The following is a 17,351-nucleotide window of genomic DNA, read 5'->3' on the forward strand; positions in this document are numbered from 1 at the left end:
ATCGAAACCGGTCAGTCGCCGCCGAGCTTCTTGTACACCGCCCCCACGATCGGGGCGACGACCGCGCGCGGCGCGTACCCGCTGGCCGCGCTCATCGCCTTCGACGTCAAACCCGGCACCACGCGCATCTTGTTGCGGTCGAGGCCGTCGAGCGACACCTTCGCGGTGTAGTGCGTGTCGATCCACAGGAAGTCCGGGATGAGCCGCTCGACCAGCGACTGCTCTGCAGGGTCGGGCAGTTCGGTGCGCACCGGTCCCGGCGCCAGCACCGTGACGTGCACCCCGGCTGACTTCAGTTCGCCGCGCAACGACTCGCTGAAGGTGTTCACGAACGCCTTGGTCGCCGCGTAGGTCGCGTTGTTGGGGATCGGCGAGTTGCCCGCCGCGGAGCCCGAGATCAGGATCCCGCCGGCGCGCCGCGCGACCATGCCGGGCAGCACCGCCAACACCAGATCATGCACGCCGAGAACGTTGAGCTGCACCTGCTTTCGCTCCTCGTCGGGGTCCAGCGATGCCACCGGCCCGAACGTCGCGGTGCCGGCGTTGGCACACAGGATGGAGATGTTGCGACCGGCCAGCTCGTCGCACAGACCCCGGCGCTCCGCCGGGTCGGCCAGGTCGACCGCCCGCACCTCGACGGTGACGCCGTACTGCTCGCGTAACCGGGCGGCCAGGCCGTCGAGCACCTCTTGCCGGCGTGCGGTGATGATCAGGTGGTGACCGCGGGCGGCGAGCTCGACCGCGAGCGCTTCGCCGATGTTCTGCGACGCGCCGGTGACGACCGCGCGAGCGTCCTCGCTGGGAGCGGGTACTGGCATGGGCCGGACTATATCGTGGGCATCCATGAGCGAGCCGCGGCTGGTCCAGCCGTCCGCCGGGGGCGCGATGCGGTCCCGCATCCTGGCCTGGGCGCTGTGGGATTTCGGTGCCACTGCGATCAACGCGATCGTCGTGACCTTCGTGTTCTCGGTGTATCTGACCCAGGCCGTCGGCGACGACCTGCCGGGAGACACCAGCCCGGCGAGCTGGCTCGGCCGGGCACTGGCGATGGCCGGGCTGGTGGTCGCGCTGCTGGCCCCGGTGACCGGCGTCTGGGTCGACGTCCCGGAGCGCCGGCGCCGTGCGCTGGCGGTGCTGACCGGGTTGGTCGTGGTCTTCACCGCGTCGATGAGCCTGATCCGCGACGACCACCGCTACCTGTGGCCCGGGCTGGTGCTGCTGGCCTGCACCGCCGCGTGCAGCGAACTGGCCACCGTGCCCTACAACGCGATGCTGCGTCAGCTCTCCGACCCGCAGAACTCGGGGCGGATTTCCGGATTCGGTTTGGGGTTGGGCTATTTCGGGAGCGTGCTGGCGCTGTTGGTGGTCTATCTCGGCTTCGTCTCCGGAGAGGGGGAGACCCGTGGCCTGCTGCAGCTGCCCGCCGCCGACGGGCAGAACATCCGCGCGGCCATGCTGTTGGTGGCGGCATGGTTTGCGCTGTTCGCGCTGCCGCTGCTGCTCACGGTGCCCGCGGCGGCGACCGCCGAGAGCGACCGGCCGCGCGGCGTCCTCAACGCCTACCGGCGGCTGGGGGCCGATGTGCGCACGGAGTGGCGCCGCGACCGCCACATCGTCTACTACCTGGGCGCCAGCGCGATCTTCCGGGACGGGTTGGCCGGCATCTTCACCTTCGGCGCGGTGCTGGGCGTCACCGTCTACGGCGTGTCCCAGGCCGATGTGCTGCTGTTCGGGGTCGCGGCGTCCGTCGTGGCGGCCCTCGGCGCGGTGGTGGGCGGGCAGGCCGACGACCGCGTCGGTTCCAAACGGGTCATCGTGGCGTCGCTGACGTCGATGATCGTCATCGGCCTGGTGCTGTGGACGCTGTCGGGAACCCTGGCCTTCTGGGTGTGCGGTCTGCTGCTGTGCCTGTTCATCGGCCCCACGCTGTCCTCGGCTCGCACGTTGATGCTCCGGATGGCCGCCCACGGCAAGGAAGGGATGGCGTTCGGCCTCTACACCACCGCCGGCCGCGCCGCGACCTTCCTTGCACCCTGGTTGTTTTCGCTGTTCATCGACATCTTCGACAGCGAGCGCGCCGGCCTCGGCGGACTGGTGCTGGTCCTGGTGCTCGGGCTGGTCGCGCTGCTGGGCGTGCGTGCACCGCACACCCGGCGCAGTTAGCGGCTACCGCTGCAGATCGTCAGCCCCGCCCCGGTGCGCTCGAGGACGAGCACGCCGTCGACGGTGATCGAGCAGGTCACCTCGCGGCCGACGTTAATGATGCTGACGCTGGCCGAGTCCGCGCCCGGCTGCGGCAGCGCCACCTCCTTGCTCCACGGCAGCATCACGTTGAACTCGGTGCCCAGCAGTCCGTTGGAGTCGACGTAGCTGATGTTGATGGCCCGGCCGGTGCCGGTGACGGTGTAGACCACGGTGTCGGTGGGTCCGGCGGGGGCGCGCGTGGTGGGCGGCGTGGTCGGGACGGTCGGGATGGGCGCCACCGGCGTGGTGGGCCGGCGCGGCGAGATCGTCGTGGTCGGCGCCGGCTGGCTGGGGGTGGTGAACGTCGGTTCCGGACGCGACGGCGCCGGCGCCATCACGGAGTCCTGCCGGGAGCTGTTGACGATCACCAGTGCGATGACCAGACCGACGACCGTCACCACGGCCACACCGGCGACGATCCACAACCAGCGTGGCGACTTCGGCCCATCCGGCTCGGGAGGTTCGGTGCCGTACCCCGGCGGAGGCGGGTACTGATTCGTCGCGTAGGGGTCGTAGCCGTAGGACGCGTAGGGCAGCTGCTCGGTCGGCTGCGGCTGGTAGGCCGGGCCGTACGGCGTCTGACTGGCGTACGCGGGGTCCGGGTAGCCCTGGGGGGTCCCGTACGCCTCCTGCGCCGGTTCCTGGCGACCGGGAGGCCGCCACTGGTCCCCGCGCGAGGGTGAATCGGTCATATCCACCTCATGGCTGAAGGGTACCCGGCTGACCGGGGGAGGCGGCCCGCATGCCGGGCCCCTCGGCGCCGTCATCGGAGAGCGGGCACAATCGAGCACCGTGGCACTGCAGGTTCGCCGGGTCTACGGGGCGTCGATGTCGCCAGACGCCACCGCGTTCGCCCACCTCGTCGACGACGGCGGCTTCCCGCGTGCCGTGCAGCGGTTCCTGCGGGGATGGCGGGCCAGCTCGTCGCGCGATGTCGAGCTGCCCGTCGAGGGGCCCGTGACCCGCGTGATGCACTCCGCCGACGGGCACTGGCTGGCCTGTCAGGTGGCACCCGACGGTGGCACCCGCACCCAGATCTGGGTGGTGACAACCGATCCCGACGACCGCGATGCGCGACGCATCGACTACTGGCCGTCCGGCGAGGATGGCACCGCCGAACTGATCAACTGGGATGGCACCCTGGTCGCGGCCATTCTCACCGGCGCCGACGGTGTCGGCAGTTCGGTGCTGATCGACCCGGTCGACGGCACTACCACCGTGCTGGACCGGCGCTCCGGCGGGCGGCTGGTCGATGCGTGGGGAGGCGCCGCGTTGGTGCGTGTCGGACCCCGCGGTTACCGCGAGCTGAACCTGTTGCGCGGGCTCACCGAGACCGCGCTGCTGCCCTATGACCCTGGTTCGACCACCGACACCGGCCTCATCCTCGACGACCACAGTCCCCGCCGGCTGCGCTCGGGTCCCGAGGGCGAGATCACCGAGCTGTACCACCCGGCTCGCGACTACGACATCAACAGCACCGAAGGTTACGTCCGGGCCCTGATCCGCAGTGAGAACGGCACCGAGCACGCGCGCCTGCTCGAGGTGACGGTCACCGCCGACGGCGTGGCCTACCGCGTCGCGGCTGAATGCCCCGGCTATGAACTCGACGAGTTCACCGTCTCCGACGACATGTCGACTGCCGCGATCCTGTGGAACATCCACGGCGCCAGCCAGTTACAGATCCTCGATCTCATCGACAACACCAGCCACGAACCGATCCCGCTGCCCGGTGGCATGGTCGCCAGCGAGTTGAGCATCAGCGCGGGTGGTTCCATGCTGGCGCTGACGGTGGAAGGGCCGTCCAAGCCGCCCACGGTGGAGTTGGTCGATCCGCGCACCGGTGAGTGGGAGCCGGTGGATCGGGAACCCAGCAGCGGCCCGGTGTCCGAGGACCCCACCCTGGAAACGGTCACCGCGCGCGACGGGCTGACGTTCACCGGCTGGTTGTTCCGGCCCCCGCCGGGCGTCGCGACGATCGGTGCGATGCTGTTCCTGCACGGCGGTCCGGAAGGCCAGGGCCGCCCGGGCTACAACGAGTTCTTTCCCGCTCTGCTCGATGCCGGTATCGCGGTCTTCCTGCCCAACGTGCGCGGCTCGGGCGGCTTCGGCCGGTCGTTCATGCACGCCGACGACCGGGAGAAGCGGTTCGCGGCGATCGACGACGTGGCCGACGCGGTCGCGTTTCTCGTCGACAACGGCTATGCGCCCCATGGCCGGGTGGCCTGCTGCGGATGGTCCTACGGGGGCTACCTCACGCAGGCCGCGCTGGCGTTCCACCCCGACGCGTTCGCCGCCGGCATCAGCATCTGCGGCATGAGCGATCTGAACACCTGGTACCGCAGTACCGAGCAGTGGATCGCGGCGGCGGCGTACCCGAAATACGGCCACCCGGTCAGCGACCGCGATCTGCTCGAGAAGCTGTCCCCGTTGCCGCGCGCGGGCGAGATCACCGCACCGCTGCTGCTGGTGCACGGCCTCAACGACACCAACGTGCCCCCCACCGAATCCCTGCAGATGCACGACGCTCTGGTCGAGCTCGGACGGCAGACCTCGTTGCTGCTGTTCGACGACGACGGTCACGAGATCGACAAGCGGGAGAACAGAGCTGTGTTGCTGAAGGAGATGACGGCCTGGCTGACCGAAGCGTTCGCGGACTGATCTGATCTTGGTTTACCGTAATTGTCTGCCGGGTAAAGCCTTGTCACGCGCCGACCACGGCGTGCGTACGGAGGAGGCACGGCATGCGAGGAATTCTCGGCGTCATTGTTCTCGTCTGGTTGTTGATCGGCGTCTTTGCGGCCTATCAGCGTGACTACTTCAGCGGTGGCGAAGCCAATTGCGCGACCGCCGGCAGTATTGCGCTGACCGTCCTTGCAGGACCGCTGAACTACGCGGGCGTCAACCCGGAGGTTGCGGAGTGCAACGTCCCGCAGCCCAGTCAGTAGTTCGCTGACTGGATTCAATCAAGGAATGGAGTGGCCATGATCGTCTTGGGTGCGATCCTGTTGATCCTGGGTCTCTTGTTCGGAATCTCGATCCTCACCTACATCGGCGTCGTGTTGCTCGTGATCGGCGCGGTGTTCTGGATCCTCGGCTCGGTCGGCCGTCCCGTCGGAGGCCGAAAAGTCTGGTATTAGCGTCTCTTCCTCGGAAGTTCGGCCGAGGTCAGCGCGGCGACCGTCATCGCTCTGAGGACGGTTCTGAAGCTGGCCTCGGCCGCTTTCGTGCTGCCGGGCTTGACGCTGTGCGCCGTGGAGTTGAGCAGTCCGAACGCTGCATGAGCCATCAGGCGGGCGTCGGCCTCGGACAGTGACCCGGCACGGCGGCGCAGTACGTCGACCCAGATCTCCACGTACTGTCGCTGCGCGCGGCGCACCTGCCGCTTGGCGTTCGACGGCAGACTGTTCAGATCGCGGTCCTGGATCCGGATCAGGTCCGACTCGCCGAGGGCGAACTCCAGATGGAAGTCGATCAGCGAGGCCAGCGCGGATTCGGCGTCGCCGGCCCGCGCGGTGACGTCCCGGGCCCCAGCGAGCAGTCGGGTACTGATGCCCACCAGCAGCTCGACCAGCAAGGCCTCCTTGTTCGGGAAGTGCCGGTAGATGGCGGGTCCGCTGACTCCGGCTGCTGCGCCGATGTCCTCCAGCCGGACCGCCAGGTAGCCGTGTTCGGCGATCAGGCGCTCGGCCGCGGCGATCAACTGGCCCCGCCGGTCCGATTTGGCCCGACTGCGCGCTGACGCGGCATCCGCGGTGGTCATCTGCGCCTCCGGGAGAGATGGTGGACATTCGCAGTTAATGATGCTTAACATACCAGCCGGTTAGTCGTCATTAACTCAATCGGAATGGGTGACCGGATGTCCGCGCGGGCCGCACACCGCGACGATCACGTCGCGCTGGTCGAACAGTTGCGAACCAAGCTGGCCGCTGCGGCCCTCGGCGGGCCCGAGCGCGCCCGGGAGCGACACGTCAGCCGAGGCAAGCTGCTGCCTCGAGAGCGGGTGAACGGTCTGTTGGACCCGGGCAGCCCGTTCCTGGAGCTGGCGGCGCTGGCGGCCGACGGCATGTACGGCGACGAGTGTCCGGGCGCCGGGATGATCGCCGGCATCGGGCGGGTGAGTGGCCGCGAGGTGATGATCGTGGCCAACGACGCCACCGTCAAAGGGGGAACGTATTACCCGATCACGGTGAAGAAGCATTTGCGTGCGCAGGAGATCGCCGCGCAGAACCGGCTGCCGTGCGTGTATCTGGTCGACTCCGGCGGGGCGTTCCTGCCCCGCCAGGACGAGGTGTTCCCCGACCGCGAGCATTTCGGGCGGATCTTCTACAACCAGGCGACCATGAGCGCCGACGGCATCGCACAGATCGCCGCGGTGCTCGGCTCGTGTACCGCGGGGGGCGCCTACGTGCCCGCCATGAGCGACGAAGCCGTCATCGTGCGCGACCAGGGCACCATCTTTCTCGGCGGTCCGCCGCTGGTGAAAGCGGCTACCGGCGAGGTGGTCACCGCCGAGGAACTCGGCGGCGGGGACCTGCACTCGAAGGTCTCCGGGGTCACTGACCATCTCGCCCACGACGACCGGGACGCATTGCGCATCGTCCGCAGCATCGTCGGCACGCTGGCGCCGCCGGCCGATGCGCCGTGGCAGGTGGCGCCCACCGTCGACCCCGTCGCCGAGCAGACCGAACTCTACGACGTGGTGCCGGTCGACTCGCGAGTGCCCTACGACGTCCACGAGGTGATCACCCGGATCGTCGACGGCGGCGAGTTCTCGGAGTTCAAAGCGGCCTACGGCACCACGCTGGTCACCGGCTTCGCGCGCATCCACGGCCATCCCGTCGGCATCGTGGCCAACAACGGTGTGCTGTTCGGTGAATCCGCGGTCAAGGGAGCGCATTTCATCGAGTTGTGTGACAAGCGAATGGTGCCGTTACTTTTCCTGCAGAACATCAGCGGCTTCATGGTCGGCCGCGACTACGAGGCCGGCGGCATCGCCAAACACGGGGCCAAGATGGTCACCGCGGTGGCATGCGCCCGGGTGCCCAAGCTCACCGTGGTCATCGGCGGCTCGTACGGTGCCGGCAACTACTCGATGTGCGGGCGGGCCTACTCGCCGCGGTTCCTGTGGATGTGGCCCAACGCGCGCATCTCGGTGATGGGCGGGGAACAGGCCGCGTCGGTGCTGGCGACGGTCCGCGGTGACATGAGCGCGGAGGAGGAAGAAGCCTTCAAAGCCCCGATCCGTGCGCAATACGAGGAACAGGGCAACCCGTACTACTCGACGGCCCGCCTGTGGGATGACGGTGTCATCGATCCCGCCGACACCAGAACCGTTGTCGGGCTGGCTCTTTCCGTGGCGGCCCAGGCGCCGCTGCAGCCGGTGTCCTACGGCGTCTTCAGGATGTGAACTCGATGACCGACAAACTTTTCGACACCGTGCTGGTGGCCAACCGCGGCGAGATCGCCGTCCGCGTGATCCGGACGTTGCGGGCGATCGGGATCCGGTCGGTCGCGGTGTTCAGTGACGCCGACGCCGGTGCCCGCCATGTCGCCGAAGCCGATGTCGCGGTGCGCCTCGGCCCGGCGCCGGTGCGCCAGAGTTACCTGTGCATCGAGGCGCTGCTCGACGCGATCCGGCGGACCGGCGCGCAGGCGGTGCACCCTGGGTACGGGTTCCTTTCGGAGAACGCCGATTTCGCCGCAGCGCTGGATGAGGCCGGGGTGGTCTTCATCGGCCCGCCGGTCGGTGCGATCCGCACGATGGGTGACAAGATCTCGGCCAAAGCAGCAGTGTCACAGTTCGGTGTGCCTGTGGTGCCGGGCATCTCGCGTCCGGGACTGACCGACGACGAGTTGGTGGCGGGCGCCGCGGAAGTGGGCTTCCCGGTGCTGGTCAAACCGTCGGCCGGGGGCGGCGGCAAGGGCATGCGGGTCGTGCAGGAGCCGGACGAGTTGCCCGCCGCTCTGATATCGGCCCGCCGGGAGGCCGCGTCGGCGTTCGGTGACGACACGCTGTTCCTCGAACGTTTCGTGCTCAACCCGCGCCACATCGAGGTGCAGGTGCTGGCCGACCGCCACGGCAACGTGGTGCACCTGGGCGAGCGGGAGTGCAGCCTTCAGCGCCGCCACCAGAAGGTGATCGAGGAAGCGCCGTCACCGCTGCTGGACGCCGAGACCCGGGCCCGGATCGGCGCGGCCGCCTGTGACACGGCGCGCAGCGTCGACTACACCGGCGCCGGAACGGTGGAGTTCATCGTCTCGGCCGACCGCCCCGACGAGTTCTTCTTCATGGAGATGAACACCCGGCTGCAGGTCGAGCATCCGGTCACCGAGATGGTGACCGGACACGACCTCGTCGAGCACCAGGTGCGCATCGCAGCGGGACAGAGGCTGCCGATCGCCCAGGACGACATCCGCCTGGACGGGCACGCCATCGAGGCCCGGGTGTACGCCGAGGACCCCGGTCGCCAGTTCCTGCCCACCGGCGGCGACGTGATCGGGCTGCGCGAACCTGCCGGCGCGGGGGTTCGCGTGGACTCGGGCCTGCGGGTGGGCACCGTGGTCGGCAGCGACTACGACCCAATGCTGGCCAAGGTGATCACCCACGCCGAGGATCGGGCCGCGGCATTGCGGGCGCTGGATGCCGCGCTGGCCGACACCGCGGTGCTGGGCCTGACCACCAACGTCGAGTTCCTGCGCTTCCTGCTCGCCGACCCCGACGTTGCGGCCGGACGCCTGGACACCGGACTGCTCGACCGGCGGATGCCCGACTTCGTCCCCGCCGCCGCGCGCGACGAGGATTTGATCGCGGCCGCCTGCTATCGCTGGTCGTGCAGCTGGCCGGCGGCCCCGGACAGTCCGTGGGAGGTGCCGTCGGGCTGGCGTATCGCCGGCGCCGCCCCGCTCACGCTGCGCTTGCGTGCCGGCGACCGAACCGATCACGTCAGCCTGACCGGTACGCCGTCCGCGGCTACCGCGGCCGTCGAAGACGGTCCCCGCCGGGCTGTGGTGACCCGGTGCGACGGTGACCGGCTGGCGATCACCGTCGACGGTCTGCGCAGCGAGTACCTGGTTGCCACCCACGGCGAGCAGGTGTGGCTGGCCGCCGCGGGCCGGGTCACGATGGTCGAGGAGGTCCGCGAAGCGCCCGTGCGTCCCGACGACGCACACGCCGGGGACGCCGAACTGACCAGTCCGATGCCGGGCGCGGTGGTGGCGATCGGCGTCGAGGACGGGGCGGCGGTCACGGCGGGGACTGTCGTGGTCACCGTCGAAGCGATGAAAATGGAGCATGCCCTGTCCGCGCCGGTCGACGGCGTGGTCGACCTGCTCGTCGCCGCCGGCGAGCAGGTGAAGGTGGGCCAGGTACTGGCCCGAATCACGGCAAGCGAGGAGCCGCAGTCATGACAGATTTTCTGGCCACCGGGACCCTTCCGGACCACTACGCGCAGCTGGCCAAGACCGTGCGCGACTTCGCCCAGAGCGTGGTGGCCCCGGTCTCGGCCAAACACGACGAAGAGCACTCGTTCCCGTACGAGGTGGTGGCCGGGATGGCCGACATGGGCCTGTTCGGTCTGCCGTTCCCGGAGGAGTACGGCGGCATGGGCGGGGACTACTTCGCCCTGTGTCTCGCGCTGGAGGAACTCGGCAAGGTCGATCAGAGCGTGGCGATCACCCTGGAGGCGGGGGTGTCGCTGGGCGCCATGCCGGTGTACCGGTTCGGCAGCGAGGAACAGAAGCAGGAGTGGCTGCCGCTGCTGGCCGGCGGCAAGGCGCTCGGTGCGTTCGGGCTGACCGAACCGGGCGGCGGCAGCGACGCCGGCGCGACGAAGACCACCGCGCGTCTCGACGACGGCCACTGGGTGATCAACGGCTCCAAGCAGTTCATCACCAACTCCGGCACCGACATCACCAAACTGGTCACGGTCACCGCCGTGACGGGGGAACGCGACGGCAAGAAGGAGATCTCGTCGATTCTGGTGCCGGTGCCCACCGACGGGTTCACCGCCGAACCGGCGTACAACAAGGTCGGCTGGAACGCCTCCGACACCCACCCGCTGAGCTTCGACGACGTCCGGGTGCCCGAGGAGAACCTGCTCGGGGAGCGCGGCCGCGGCTACGCGAACTTCCTGCGCATCCTCGACGAGGGCCGGATCGCGATCGCGGCACTGTCGGTGGGGGCGGCGCAGGGCTGCGTCGACGAGAGCGTCAAGTACGCCAAGGAGCGCGAGGCATTCGGCCGGACGATCGGCACCAACCAGGCGATCGCGTTCAAGATCGCCCGGATGGAGGCCCGCGCCCACACCGCGCGCGCGGCGTACTACGACGCAGCGGCGATGATGTTGGCCGGCAAGCCCTTCAAGAAGGCCGCCGCGGTGGCAAAGCTGGTGGCCAGCGAGGCCGCGATGGACAACGCGCGCGACGCCACCCAGATCTTCGGCGGCTACGGCTTCATGAACGAGTACCCGGTCGCGCGCCACTACCGCGACAGCAAGATCCTCGAAATCGGGGAGGGCACAACCGAAGTGCAGCTGATGCTGATCGGGCGGGAGCTCGGTCTGTGATGAGCGAGAACACGCCGGAAAAGATCGTCGTCCAGCGCGGCCTGTGGTTCGAGGAGTTCGAGACCGGTGTGCTCTACCAGCACCGTCCGGGCCGTACCATCACCGAGGCCGACAACGTGCTGTTCACCACGCTGACGATGAACACCCAGGCGCTGCATCTGGACGCGGCGTTCTCGGATGCGTTGCCGCCGTTTCACCAGCGGCTGGTGAACTCGATGTTCACGCTGTCGACGCTGGTCGGTCTGTCGGTCGCCCAGCTCACCCAGGGCACGATCGTCGGAAACCTCGGGTTCGGTGAGGTCGCCTTCCCCAAACCGCTCTTCCACGGCGACACCCTGTACGCCGAGACGGAGGTGACCGACAAGCGCGAGTCGAAGAGCCGTCCCGGCGAGGGGATCGTCACGTTCGCCCACACCGGACGCAACCAGCATGGCGACGTCGTGGCCACCGCGTCGCGCAAGACCATGGTCCGCAAGCGCCCGCAGGAGCAGACCTCGTGACGCCGGCACGCGGCCCCGGCTGGCTGTTCTGCCCCGCCGACCGCCCGGAACGTTTCGAGAAGGCCGCGGCTGCCGCCGACGTGGTGATCCTCGATCTCGAGGACGGTGTCGCGGCCAAGGACCGTGAGGCCGCCCGCAAAGCCCTCGTCGAGACCCCGCTGGATCCGCAGCGCACGGTGGTGCGGGTCAACCCGGTCGGCACAGCCGACCATGGGCCCGACCTGGCCGCCCTCGACGGCACCGCCTACACGACGGTGATGCTCGCCAAGACCGAGGGCGCTGACCAGGTGGCGTCGCTGGCGCCGCGGAACGTCGTGGTCCTGGTGGAGACGCCGCTGGGCGCCTTGACCGTCACCGAGTCCGCCGCGGTGGACAACGCGTTCGCCGTGATGTGGGGCGCCGAGGACCTGTTCGCCGCCACCGGCGGCACCGCCAACCGGTGGCCCGACGGCAGCTACCGCGACGTCGCCCGACACGTCCGCTCCCAGAGCCTGCTGGCCGCCAAAGCCTACGGACGGCTCGCGCTGGACTCGGTGTATCTGGACATCAAGGATCTCGACGGGTTACGTGCCGAGAGTGACGACGCCGTCGCCGTCGGCTTCGACGCCAAGGTCGCGATCCACCCGTCGCAGGTCGCGGTCATCCGGGCCGCGTACGCACCGACCGAGCAGCAGATCGACTGGGCGCGGCGGGTTCTCGACGCGGCGCGCACGCAGCGGGGCGTGTTCCAGTTCGACGGCCAGATGGTCGACATGCCGGTGCTGCGGCGGGCCGAACGCATCGTGGCTCTCGCGCCCTGACCTCGGCCGCCGGTTTCGCCGGGCCCCGCACCACCGCCGACACGAAGGCCCCCAGGGCGGCGATGGCCGCTGGACGCCGCGGTTCGCGCGCATAATGGGAATTGCCCCAGCGCGACGACGGGCGCAGCGCATCGTCGGGTCGGTGCCACACCCCGGCACCCGGCCCGACAGCCCCTCACCAGGGAGTCAGCTCACCTCGCCGCCGTGCTGAGCACCTCAGTCGTCTGACGGCGCGATCCGCCGCCAGTGACCCAAGGAGGCGGTATGGCTGGATCGTCGGCGTATGCGGAACTCGACGAGCCGATTCAACTGGTGGCCCCCGACGGTGTGCCCACCACAGACACCAGCTACCGCAGAGACCTCCCGCCCGAGACCCTGGCCTGGCTCTACGAGTCGATGGTCGTGACCCGCGAACTCGACACCGAGTTCGTCAATCTGCAACGGCAGGGCGAGTTGGCGCTGTTCGCCTCGTGCCGCGGTCAGGAGGCCGCCCAGGTCGGCGCCGCAGCCTGCCTGCGCAAGACCGACTGGCTGTTTCCCCAGTATCGCGAACTCGGCGCCTTCCTGGTGCGGTCGATCCCGCCGGGCCGGCTCGGGGCGCTGTGGCGGGGCCGTTGGCACGGCGGGTTGGGTTTCACCGACAAATGCGTGGCCCCGGTGTCGATCCCGATCGGCACCCACGGCCTACATGCGGTCGGGGCCGCCATGGCCGCCCAGCGGCTGGGCGAAGCGTCGGTGACGGTCGCTTTCCTGGGTGACGGCGCCACCTCCGAGGGCGACGTGCACGAGGCCCTCAATCTGGCCGCGGTGTTCACGGCGCCGTGCGTGTTCTTCGTCCAGAACAATCAGTGGGCTATATCGGTGCCGGTCGAACGGCAGCACGCCGGTCCCAGCCTGGCGCACCGGGCCATCGGCTACGGCATGCCCGGACTGCGGGTCGACGGCAACGACGTGCTGGCGTGCTACGCGGTGATGGAACGGGCGGCAGCCCGGGCGCGCGACGGGGGCGGGCCGACCTTCATCGAGGCGATCACCTACCGGATGGGCCCGCACACCACCTCCGACGACCCCACCCGCTACCGATCCGCCGAGGAGGTCCAGCGTTGGGCCGCAAAGGATCCCATCACCCGCTACCGCACCTATCTGGCCGGCCGCGGGGTGTGGACACCGCGACTCGAGGAGCGTGTCGCCCACCGTGCGCAGCGGCTGCGGTCGGAAGCACGCGAGGCGGTGATCGGCGACCCCGACGTCGACATCGCCGAGGTGTTCGACACCGTCTACGCCCGCATCACCCCGGAACTGGCCCGACAACGCGACGAGTTGCGGACCGAGCTGGCGCAGGAGGCATGAGATGACCCAGCTGATCGAGCGGCCGTTCGGTTTCGACGACGACGTGCCCGGGCCGGCCCGCGACCGGGTGTCCGCGGCCGCGTCGGCGGCTCCGGACGCCCCCCTGTCCATGGCCCAGGCGATCAACCGTGCCCTGCACGACGCGATGCTTGCCGACGAGCGCGTGCTGGTCTTCGGTGAGGACGTCGCGACGCTCGGCGGCGTCTTCCGGGTCACCGAGGGCCTGGCCCGGACTTTCGGGGCGCAGCGGTGTTTCGACACCCCGTTGGCCGAGTCGGCGATCGTCGGCATCGCGATCGGGATGGCGCTCCGGGGCCTGGTTCCGGTACCCGAGATCCAGTTCGACGGCTTCGCCGCACCGGCGTTCGACCAGATGGTCAGTCATCTCGCGAAGTACCGCATGCGGACCCGCGGTGACGTCGACATGCCGGTGACGGTGCGGATCCCGTCCTTCGGTGGCATCGGTGCGGTGGAACACCATTCGGAATCCACCGAGACGTACTGGTTGCACACCGCCGGACTGAAGGTGGTCGTTCCGTCCACACCGACCGATGCGTACTGGCTGTTGCGGTACGCGATCACCGAGCGCGACCCGGTGATCTTCCTGGAACCCAAGCGCCGCTACTGGGCCAAAGAGGTCGTCGACACCGGCAGCCCCGCACCACCGCTGGGGCGGGCCGAGATCAGGCGCCACGGCGACGACGTCACGGTGCTGACCTACGGGTCCCTGGTGGCCACGGCGCTCAACGCCGCCGAGATGTGCACCGACAGTCTCGAAGTGATCGACCTGCGCTCGCTGAATCCGCTGGACTTCGACGCCGTCGCGGCGTCCGTGCGCAGGACCGGCCGCGCGGTCGTGCTGCACGAAGGGCCGCGGACGTTGGGCTTCGGCGCCGAGCTGGCCGCGCGGATCCAGGAGGAGTGCTTCTACGAGCTGGAGGCCCCGGTCCTGCGTGCCACCGGGTTCGACACCCCGTATCCGCCGGCGCGGCTGGAGAAGTTGTGGTTGCCGGGAGTGGACCGGCTCCTCGACTGCGTCGAGAAGGCGATGAGCCGTCCATGAGCGACGTGCGCGAGTTTCTGGTCCCCGACCTCGGTGAAGGCCTCGAGGACGCGACGATCACACAGTGGTTCGTCGCGGTGGGCGACGTGGTGCAACTCAATCAGACGCTGTGCACGGTCGAGACGCACAAGGCGCAGGTGGAGATTCCGAGCCCGTACGCGGGCCGCATCGCCGAACTCGGTGGCGCCGAAGGCCAGACCCTGCCTGTGGGCGCTGTGCTGGTACGCATCCAGACCAGCCGCGCGGTCGAGGGCGCGGACCCGGCCGAGCGTAGGCCGGTCCTGGTGGGATACGGCGCCGACCACACCATGGACGGCAGCCGACGCAGGGTGCGCGCCAAACCAGCGGCACGCAAATTGGCCGCCGATCTCGACGTCGACCTGGCCGACGTCGACGGCTCGGGACCGGACGGCATCGTGACACGCGACGACGTGCTGGCCGCCGTCGAGGCGCCGGATCAGGACACCATCGAGGTCACCGGCGTCCGGTTGGCGATGGCGCGCCGAATGGCGTTGTCACGCCGCGAGATTCCAGACGCGCACGGCTCGGTCGATGTCGACGGCACGGCGTTGGTGCAGCTGCGGGACCACGTCCGGCAGGCCGGTGCCGAGTCGGTCACGCCGTTCGTCCTGGTGCTGCGCCTGGTGGTGGTCGCGCTGGGGCGACATCCGCTGCTCAACGCCACCTGGATGGACACCGCCGACGGGCCGCGCGTCCACACCCATTCCGCGGTTCACCTCGGCGTCGCGGTCGCCGCGCCTCGTGGTCTGCTCGTCCCCGTGGTCACCGATGCGCAGCACCGGACGACGCGTCAGCTCGCCGACGAGGTCGCCGGGCTCGCCGCCAGGGCCCGCGCCGGTACGCTCGCCCCCGCCGAGTTGCAGGGGTCGACGTTCACCGTCTCCAACTTCGGTGCGCTGGGCCTCGACGACGGCGTGCCGGTGATCAACCATCCTGAGGCGGCGATCCTGGGCGTCGGCGCGCTGAAGCCCCGCGCGGTCGTCGTGGACGGCGCGGTGGTGGCCCGGCCGACGATGCGGCTCACCTGTGCGTTCGACCACCGGGTCACCGACGGCGCCCAGGTGGGCGCGTTCCTCGCCACGCTGCGGTCGCTGGTCGAGGAACCCGGCACCGCGCTGCTGGACCTGTAGGCCGGCCTCACCTGCGTTTGGCGGCCGCCAGGCGCGCGGCGAACTCCGGAGACTCGATGGAACGCGCCTGCGGGCCGATCTCGACGTCGAGGGCGAGGTGGTGCAGGTGCAGGTCCGAGTGGCCCGGGTGGTACGTCGCCCGCATGGACGCCTTGGTCGCGACGACGATGTCCCGCGGCGCGGCCGCCGGCCCGGCCGCCAGCTCGCGCGCCGCGGCGACGGGGTCCTCGGCGACGTCGAGAGCCAGCCCGTGGCGGACTGCGGCCTCGGCGTCGAATCGCATCCCGAACAAGAGGGCCGCGCGGGCGGCCTGCGGTCCGACGGCGCGCTGCAGCATCCATGTGGCGCCGCCCCCGGGGTGGATGCCCAGCTTTTGGAACCGGGGGTCGAACAGTGCCGTCGGGCCGGCGATGCGTACGTCGGCGGCCAGGGCGAGATTGAGGCCGGCGCCGACCGCCGGACCGTTGACCGCAGCGATGGTCGGCAGGTTGCACTCCGCGACGGCCAGGAAACCGTCGTAGATGGCGCGCAACCCGTCCTCGGTCGCCTCGCCGAGCGCGCTGAGGTCAGCACCTGCGCAGAACGCCTTACCGGCGCCCGTGACGATCACGGCATGGACGTTCGGGTCCGCCTCGACGGCTTCGATGGCCGCGCGCAGAGCCGTGGAGCTCTCGGCGGTGACGGCGTTGCGCCGGTCGGGGTCGTTGACGGTGATGAGTGCGACGCGGTCGGCGATGTGCGTCAGGACGAGATCGGACATGGGCTCAGCGTAGCTACAGCTTGCGCAGCAGCGCGGCGGCCCGGACCTCGTCACCGACGCTCAGCGCGATGTGAACCTCCGGGGTGGCAGCGGTGTCGCGGCGGACCCAGCCGAGGGTGACGTCCTCGCCGTACTTGATCGGGCGACGGTACTCGACCACCGCACGATAGGGCGGGGTGCAGATGTCGGGGACCAGCGCGGTCACCTCGTGAAGGGCGTGCCAGTAGGCGGTGTTGGTGACGTGCTCGAAGAGGTCGATATCGGTGCGCCGCAGCGGGAACGGGCCGACGTGCTCGAGGTCGTGCGGGTCGGTCAGCCAGGGGCGCCACTTGAGCCGGTGCTCGGTGGTCGTGGTTGCGAACCGTTCCACGAGTGTGTCCGAGACACGTTGCGGCGTGAGAGTTTTGGCGTTGATCGCGATCCAGAAGCCCTCGGTTTCGATCCGGCCGCCGTCGCTGCCCGCCAGGTCGACCCGCATCGTGCACCACCGAGACGACAGCGCCGAGCACCACCTGCTGAACGAGACTTCGTTCGGGAACTCGATGGGCTCGATCACGTCGATGACCGTGCGCTGGACCAGCCAGTGCGGATGGTCTTCGGCTTCGCCGGCATCGACGAGGTTCTCGGCACCGACCTCCTGGATGTAGCGTGCGACGCTGTCGAGCCGCAGGTGCAGGTCGCCGCCGATGTCGCCGGTGGCCACCCGCCACGCGGTCCGGTAGACGTAGCCGGTGTCGGGCCGGGGGCCGAGCCTGTGGTCGGCGTCATGGGAGGGCATCGCCGATCAGCCTACGATCCCTCGGCGGGTACCGGCGGACCGCCGGGTGAAGTGCGTCCGCCCGGTTCCCGAATGCCGACTTCGCACCGGCGCTTCGGCTTAAGCTCGGTGACATCTCCGGCGCAGGGGAGGTGCTCAACG

The 17,351-nt window shown here is 69.6% G+C and carries 17 protein-coding genes; 12 read left to right on the top strand and 5 right to left on the bottom strand.

The features are described 5' to 3' along the window. Nucleotides 1–11 precede the first annotated feature (11 nt). A complete protein-coding gene (gene cmrA / locus G6N31_RS02795) occupies nt 12–818 on the bottom strand; it encodes a mycolate reductase (protein WP_098003402.1) in 807 nt (268 codons plus the stop codon). A gap of 25 nt (nt 819–843) precedes the next feature. On the opposite strand from cmrA, the gene G6N31_RS02800 reads away from it, so the two are divergent. Further along, nucleotides 844–2,163, top strand: coding sequence for an MFS transporter (locus G6N31_RS02800; protein ID WP_098003380.1), 1,320 nt, complete (start codon nt 844–846; stop codon nt 2,161–2,163). On the opposite strand, the gene G6N31_RS02805 is transcribed toward G6N31_RS02800, so the two are convergent. Continuing rightward, nucleotides 2,160–2,936, bottom strand: coding sequence for an MmpS family transport accessory protein (locus tag G6N31_RS02805; RefSeq protein ID WP_098003381.1), 777 nt, complete (start codon nt 2,934–2,936; stop codon nt 2,160–2,162). The genes G6N31_RS02800 and G6N31_RS02805 overlap by 4 nt on opposite strands. Before the next feature lie 136 nt (nt 2,937–3,072). Here G6N31_RS02805 and G6N31_RS02810 point away from each other — a divergent pair, with 136 nt between their 5' ends. The 3 genes from G6N31_RS02810 to G6N31_RS26965 all read left to right on the top strand — a co-directional run bounded on the left by G6N31_RS02810 (nt 3,073) and on the right by G6N31_RS26965 (nt 5,381). Then, on the top strand, nt 3,073–4,902 hold the full coding sequence (locus G6N31_RS02810) for an alpha/beta hydrolase family protein (RefSeq protein WP_098003403.1): 1,830 nt from the start codon (nt 3,073–3,075) through the stop codon (nt 4,900–4,902). A gap of 83 nt (nt 4,903–4,985) precedes the next feature. Further along, complete coding sequence (locus tag G6N31_RS02815; protein ID WP_098003382.1) at nt 4,986–5,189, top strand: hypothetical protein; 204 nt, start codon at nt 4,986–4,988, stop codon at nt 5,187–5,189. A 36-nt stretch (nt 5,190–5,225) separates the two neighbouring features. Then, nucleotides 5,226–5,381: a hypothetical protein gene (locus G6N31_RS26965; RefSeq protein WP_098003404.1), complete on the top strand. Its 156-nt coding sequence runs from the start codon at nt 5,226–5,228 to the stop codon at nt 5,379–5,381. On the opposite strand, the gene G6N31_RS02820 is transcribed toward G6N31_RS26965, so the two are convergent. Continuing rightward, nucleotides 5,378–6,004, bottom strand: a complete 627-nt coding sequence (locus G6N31_RS02820; RefSeq protein ID WP_098003383.1) for an SACE_7040 family transcriptional regulator — start codon at nt 6,002–6,004, stop codon at nt 5,378–5,380. The two genes, G6N31_RS26965 and G6N31_RS02820, sit on opposite strands and share 4 nt — an antisense overlap. Before the next feature lie 96 nt (nt 6,005–6,100). Between G6N31_RS02820 and G6N31_RS02825 the strand changes: the two genes are divergently transcribed. The 8 genes from G6N31_RS02825 to G6N31_RS02860 all read left to right on the top strand — a co-directional run bounded on the left by G6N31_RS02825 (nt 6,101) and on the right by G6N31_RS02860 (nt 15,672). Beyond that, nucleotides 6,101–7,651: a carboxyl transferase domain-containing protein gene (locus G6N31_RS02825; RefSeq protein ID WP_098003405.1), complete on the top strand. Its 1,551-nt coding sequence runs from the start codon at nt 6,101–6,103 to the stop codon at nt 7,649–7,651. Nucleotides 7,652–7,656: 5 nt separating this feature from the next. Beyond that, nucleotides 7,657–9,651, top strand: coding sequence for an ATP-binding protein (locus G6N31_RS02830; RefSeq protein ID WP_098003406.1), 1,995 nt, complete (start codon nt 7,657–7,659; stop codon nt 9,649–9,651). Beyond that, entirely contained in the window at nt 9,648–10,808 is a 1,161-nt protein-coding gene (locus G6N31_RS02835) for an acyl-CoA dehydrogenase family protein (RefSeq protein WP_098003384.1), read from the top strand. Before G6N31_RS02830 ends, G6N31_RS02835 begins: the two co-directional genes overlap by 4 nt. After that, a complete protein-coding gene (locus tag G6N31_RS02840; protein WP_098003385.1) occupies nt 10,808–11,308 on the top strand; it encodes a MaoC family dehydratase in 501 nt (166 codons plus the stop codon). The genes G6N31_RS02835 and G6N31_RS02840 overlap by 1 nt, the downstream gene beginning before the upstream one ends. Then, nucleotides 11,305–12,108: an HpcH/HpaI aldolase/citrate lyase family protein gene (locus tag G6N31_RS02845; protein ID WP_098003386.1), complete on the top strand. Its 804-nt coding sequence runs from the start codon at nt 11,305–11,307 to the stop codon at nt 12,106–12,108. The genes G6N31_RS02840 and G6N31_RS02845 overlap by 4 nt, the downstream gene beginning before the upstream one ends. Nucleotides 12,109–12,372: 264 nt before the next feature. Continuing rightward, entirely contained in the window at nt 12,373–13,458 is a 1,086-nt protein-coding gene (gene pdhA, locus G6N31_RS02850; protein WP_098003387.1) for a pyruvate dehydrogenase (acetyl-transferring) E1 component subunit alpha, read from the top strand. A 1-nt stretch (nt 13,459) separates the two neighbouring features. Beyond that, on the top strand, nt 13,460–14,521 hold the full coding sequence (locus G6N31_RS02855) for an alpha-ketoacid dehydrogenase subunit beta (protein WP_098003388.1): 1,062 nt from the start codon (nt 13,460–13,462) through the stop codon (nt 14,519–14,521). Next, complete coding sequence (locus tag G6N31_RS02860; RefSeq protein WP_098003389.1) at nt 14,518–15,672, top strand: dihydrolipoamide acetyltransferase family protein; 1,155 nt, start codon at nt 14,518–14,520, stop codon at nt 15,670–15,672. Before G6N31_RS02855 ends, G6N31_RS02860 begins: the two co-directional genes overlap by 4 nt. A gap of 7 nt (nt 15,673–15,679) precedes the next feature. On the opposite strand, the gene G6N31_RS02865 is transcribed toward G6N31_RS02860, so the two are convergent. Both G6N31_RS02865 and G6N31_RS02870 read right to left on the bottom strand, forming a co-directional pair. Then, nucleotides 15,680–16,432: an enoyl-CoA hydratase gene (locus tag G6N31_RS02865; protein WP_098003390.1), complete on the bottom strand. Its 753-nt coding sequence runs from the start codon at nt 16,430–16,432 to the stop codon at nt 15,680–15,682. Nucleotides 16,433–16,445: 13 nt separating this feature from the next. Next, nucleotides 16,446–17,210 carry an acyl-[acyl-carrier-protein] thioesterase gene (locus tag G6N31_RS02870; RefSeq protein WP_098003391.1) on the bottom strand — a complete coding sequence of 255 codons (765 nt, stop codon included), beginning with the start codon at nt 17,208–17,210 and terminating at the stop codon, nt 16,446–16,448. Between the last annotated feature and the right edge of the window lie 141 nt (nt 17,211–17,351).

It is taken from the genome of Mycolicibacterium duvalii (assembly GCF_010726645.1).
Classification (GTDB): domain Bacteria; phylum Actinomycetota; class Actinomycetes; order Mycobacteriales; family Mycobacteriaceae; genus Mycobacterium; species Mycobacterium duvalii.

Excerpts from the sequence above, each read along its gene's own strand:
- cmrA (WP_098003402.1), bottom strand. The coding sequence starts at position 818 with ATGCCAGTACCCGCTCCCAGCGAGGACGCTCGCGCGGTCGTCACCGGC.
- G6N31_RS02800 (WP_098003380.1), top strand. The coding sequence starts at position 844 with ATGAGCGAGCCGCGGCTGGTCCAGCCGTCCGCCGGGGGCGCGATGCGG.
- G6N31_RS02805 (WP_098003381.1), bottom strand. The coding sequence starts at position 2,936 with ATGACCGATTCACCCTCGCGCGGGGACCAGTGGCGGCCTCCCGGTCGC.
- G6N31_RS02810 (WP_098003403.1), top strand. The coding sequence starts at position 3,073 with ATGTCGCCAGACGCCACCGCGTTCGCCCACCTCGTCGACGACGGCGGC.
- G6N31_RS02815 (WP_098003382.1), top strand. The coding sequence starts at position 4,986 with ATGCGAGGAATTCTCGGCGTCATTGTTCTCGTCTGGTTGTTGATCGGC.
- G6N31_RS26965 (WP_098003404.1), top strand. The coding sequence starts at position 5,226 with ATGATCGTCTTGGGTGCGATCCTGTTGATCCTGGGTCTCTTGTTCGGA.
- G6N31_RS02820 (WP_098003383.1), bottom strand. The coding sequence starts at position 6,004 with ATGACCACCGCGGATGCCGCGTCAGCGCGCAGTCGGGCCAAATCGGAC.
- G6N31_RS02825 (WP_098003405.1), top strand. The coding sequence starts at position 6,101 with ATGTCCGCGCGGGCCGCACACCGCGACGATCACGTCGCGCTGGTCGAA.
- G6N31_RS02830 (WP_098003406.1), top strand. The coding sequence starts at position 7,657 with ATGACCGACAAACTTTTCGACACCGTGCTGGTGGCCAACCGCGGCGAG.
- G6N31_RS02835 (WP_098003384.1), top strand. The coding sequence starts at position 9,648 with ATGACAGATTTTCTGGCCACCGGGACCCTTCCGGACCACTACGCGCAG.
- G6N31_RS02840 (WP_098003385.1), top strand. The coding sequence starts at position 10,808 with ATGAGCGAGAACACGCCGGAAAAGATCGTCGTCCAGCGCGGCCTGTGG.
- pdhA (WP_098003387.1), top strand. The coding sequence starts at position 12,373 with ATGGCTGGATCGTCGGCGTATGCGGAACTCGACGAGCCGATTCAACTG.
- G6N31_RS02855 (WP_098003388.1), top strand. The coding sequence starts at position 13,460 with ATGACCCAGCTGATCGAGCGGCCGTTCGGTTTCGACGACGACGTGCCC.
- G6N31_RS02860 (WP_098003389.1), top strand. The coding sequence starts at position 14,518 with ATGAGCGACGTGCGCGAGTTTCTGGTCCCCGACCTCGGTGAAGGCCTC.
- G6N31_RS02865 (WP_098003390.1), bottom strand. The coding sequence starts at position 16,432 with ATGTCCGATCTCGTCCTGACGCACATCGCCGACCGCGTCGCACTCATC.
- G6N31_RS02870 (WP_098003391.1), bottom strand. The coding sequence starts at position 17,210 with ATGCCCTCCCATGACGCCGACCACAGGCTCGGCCCCCGGCCCGACACC.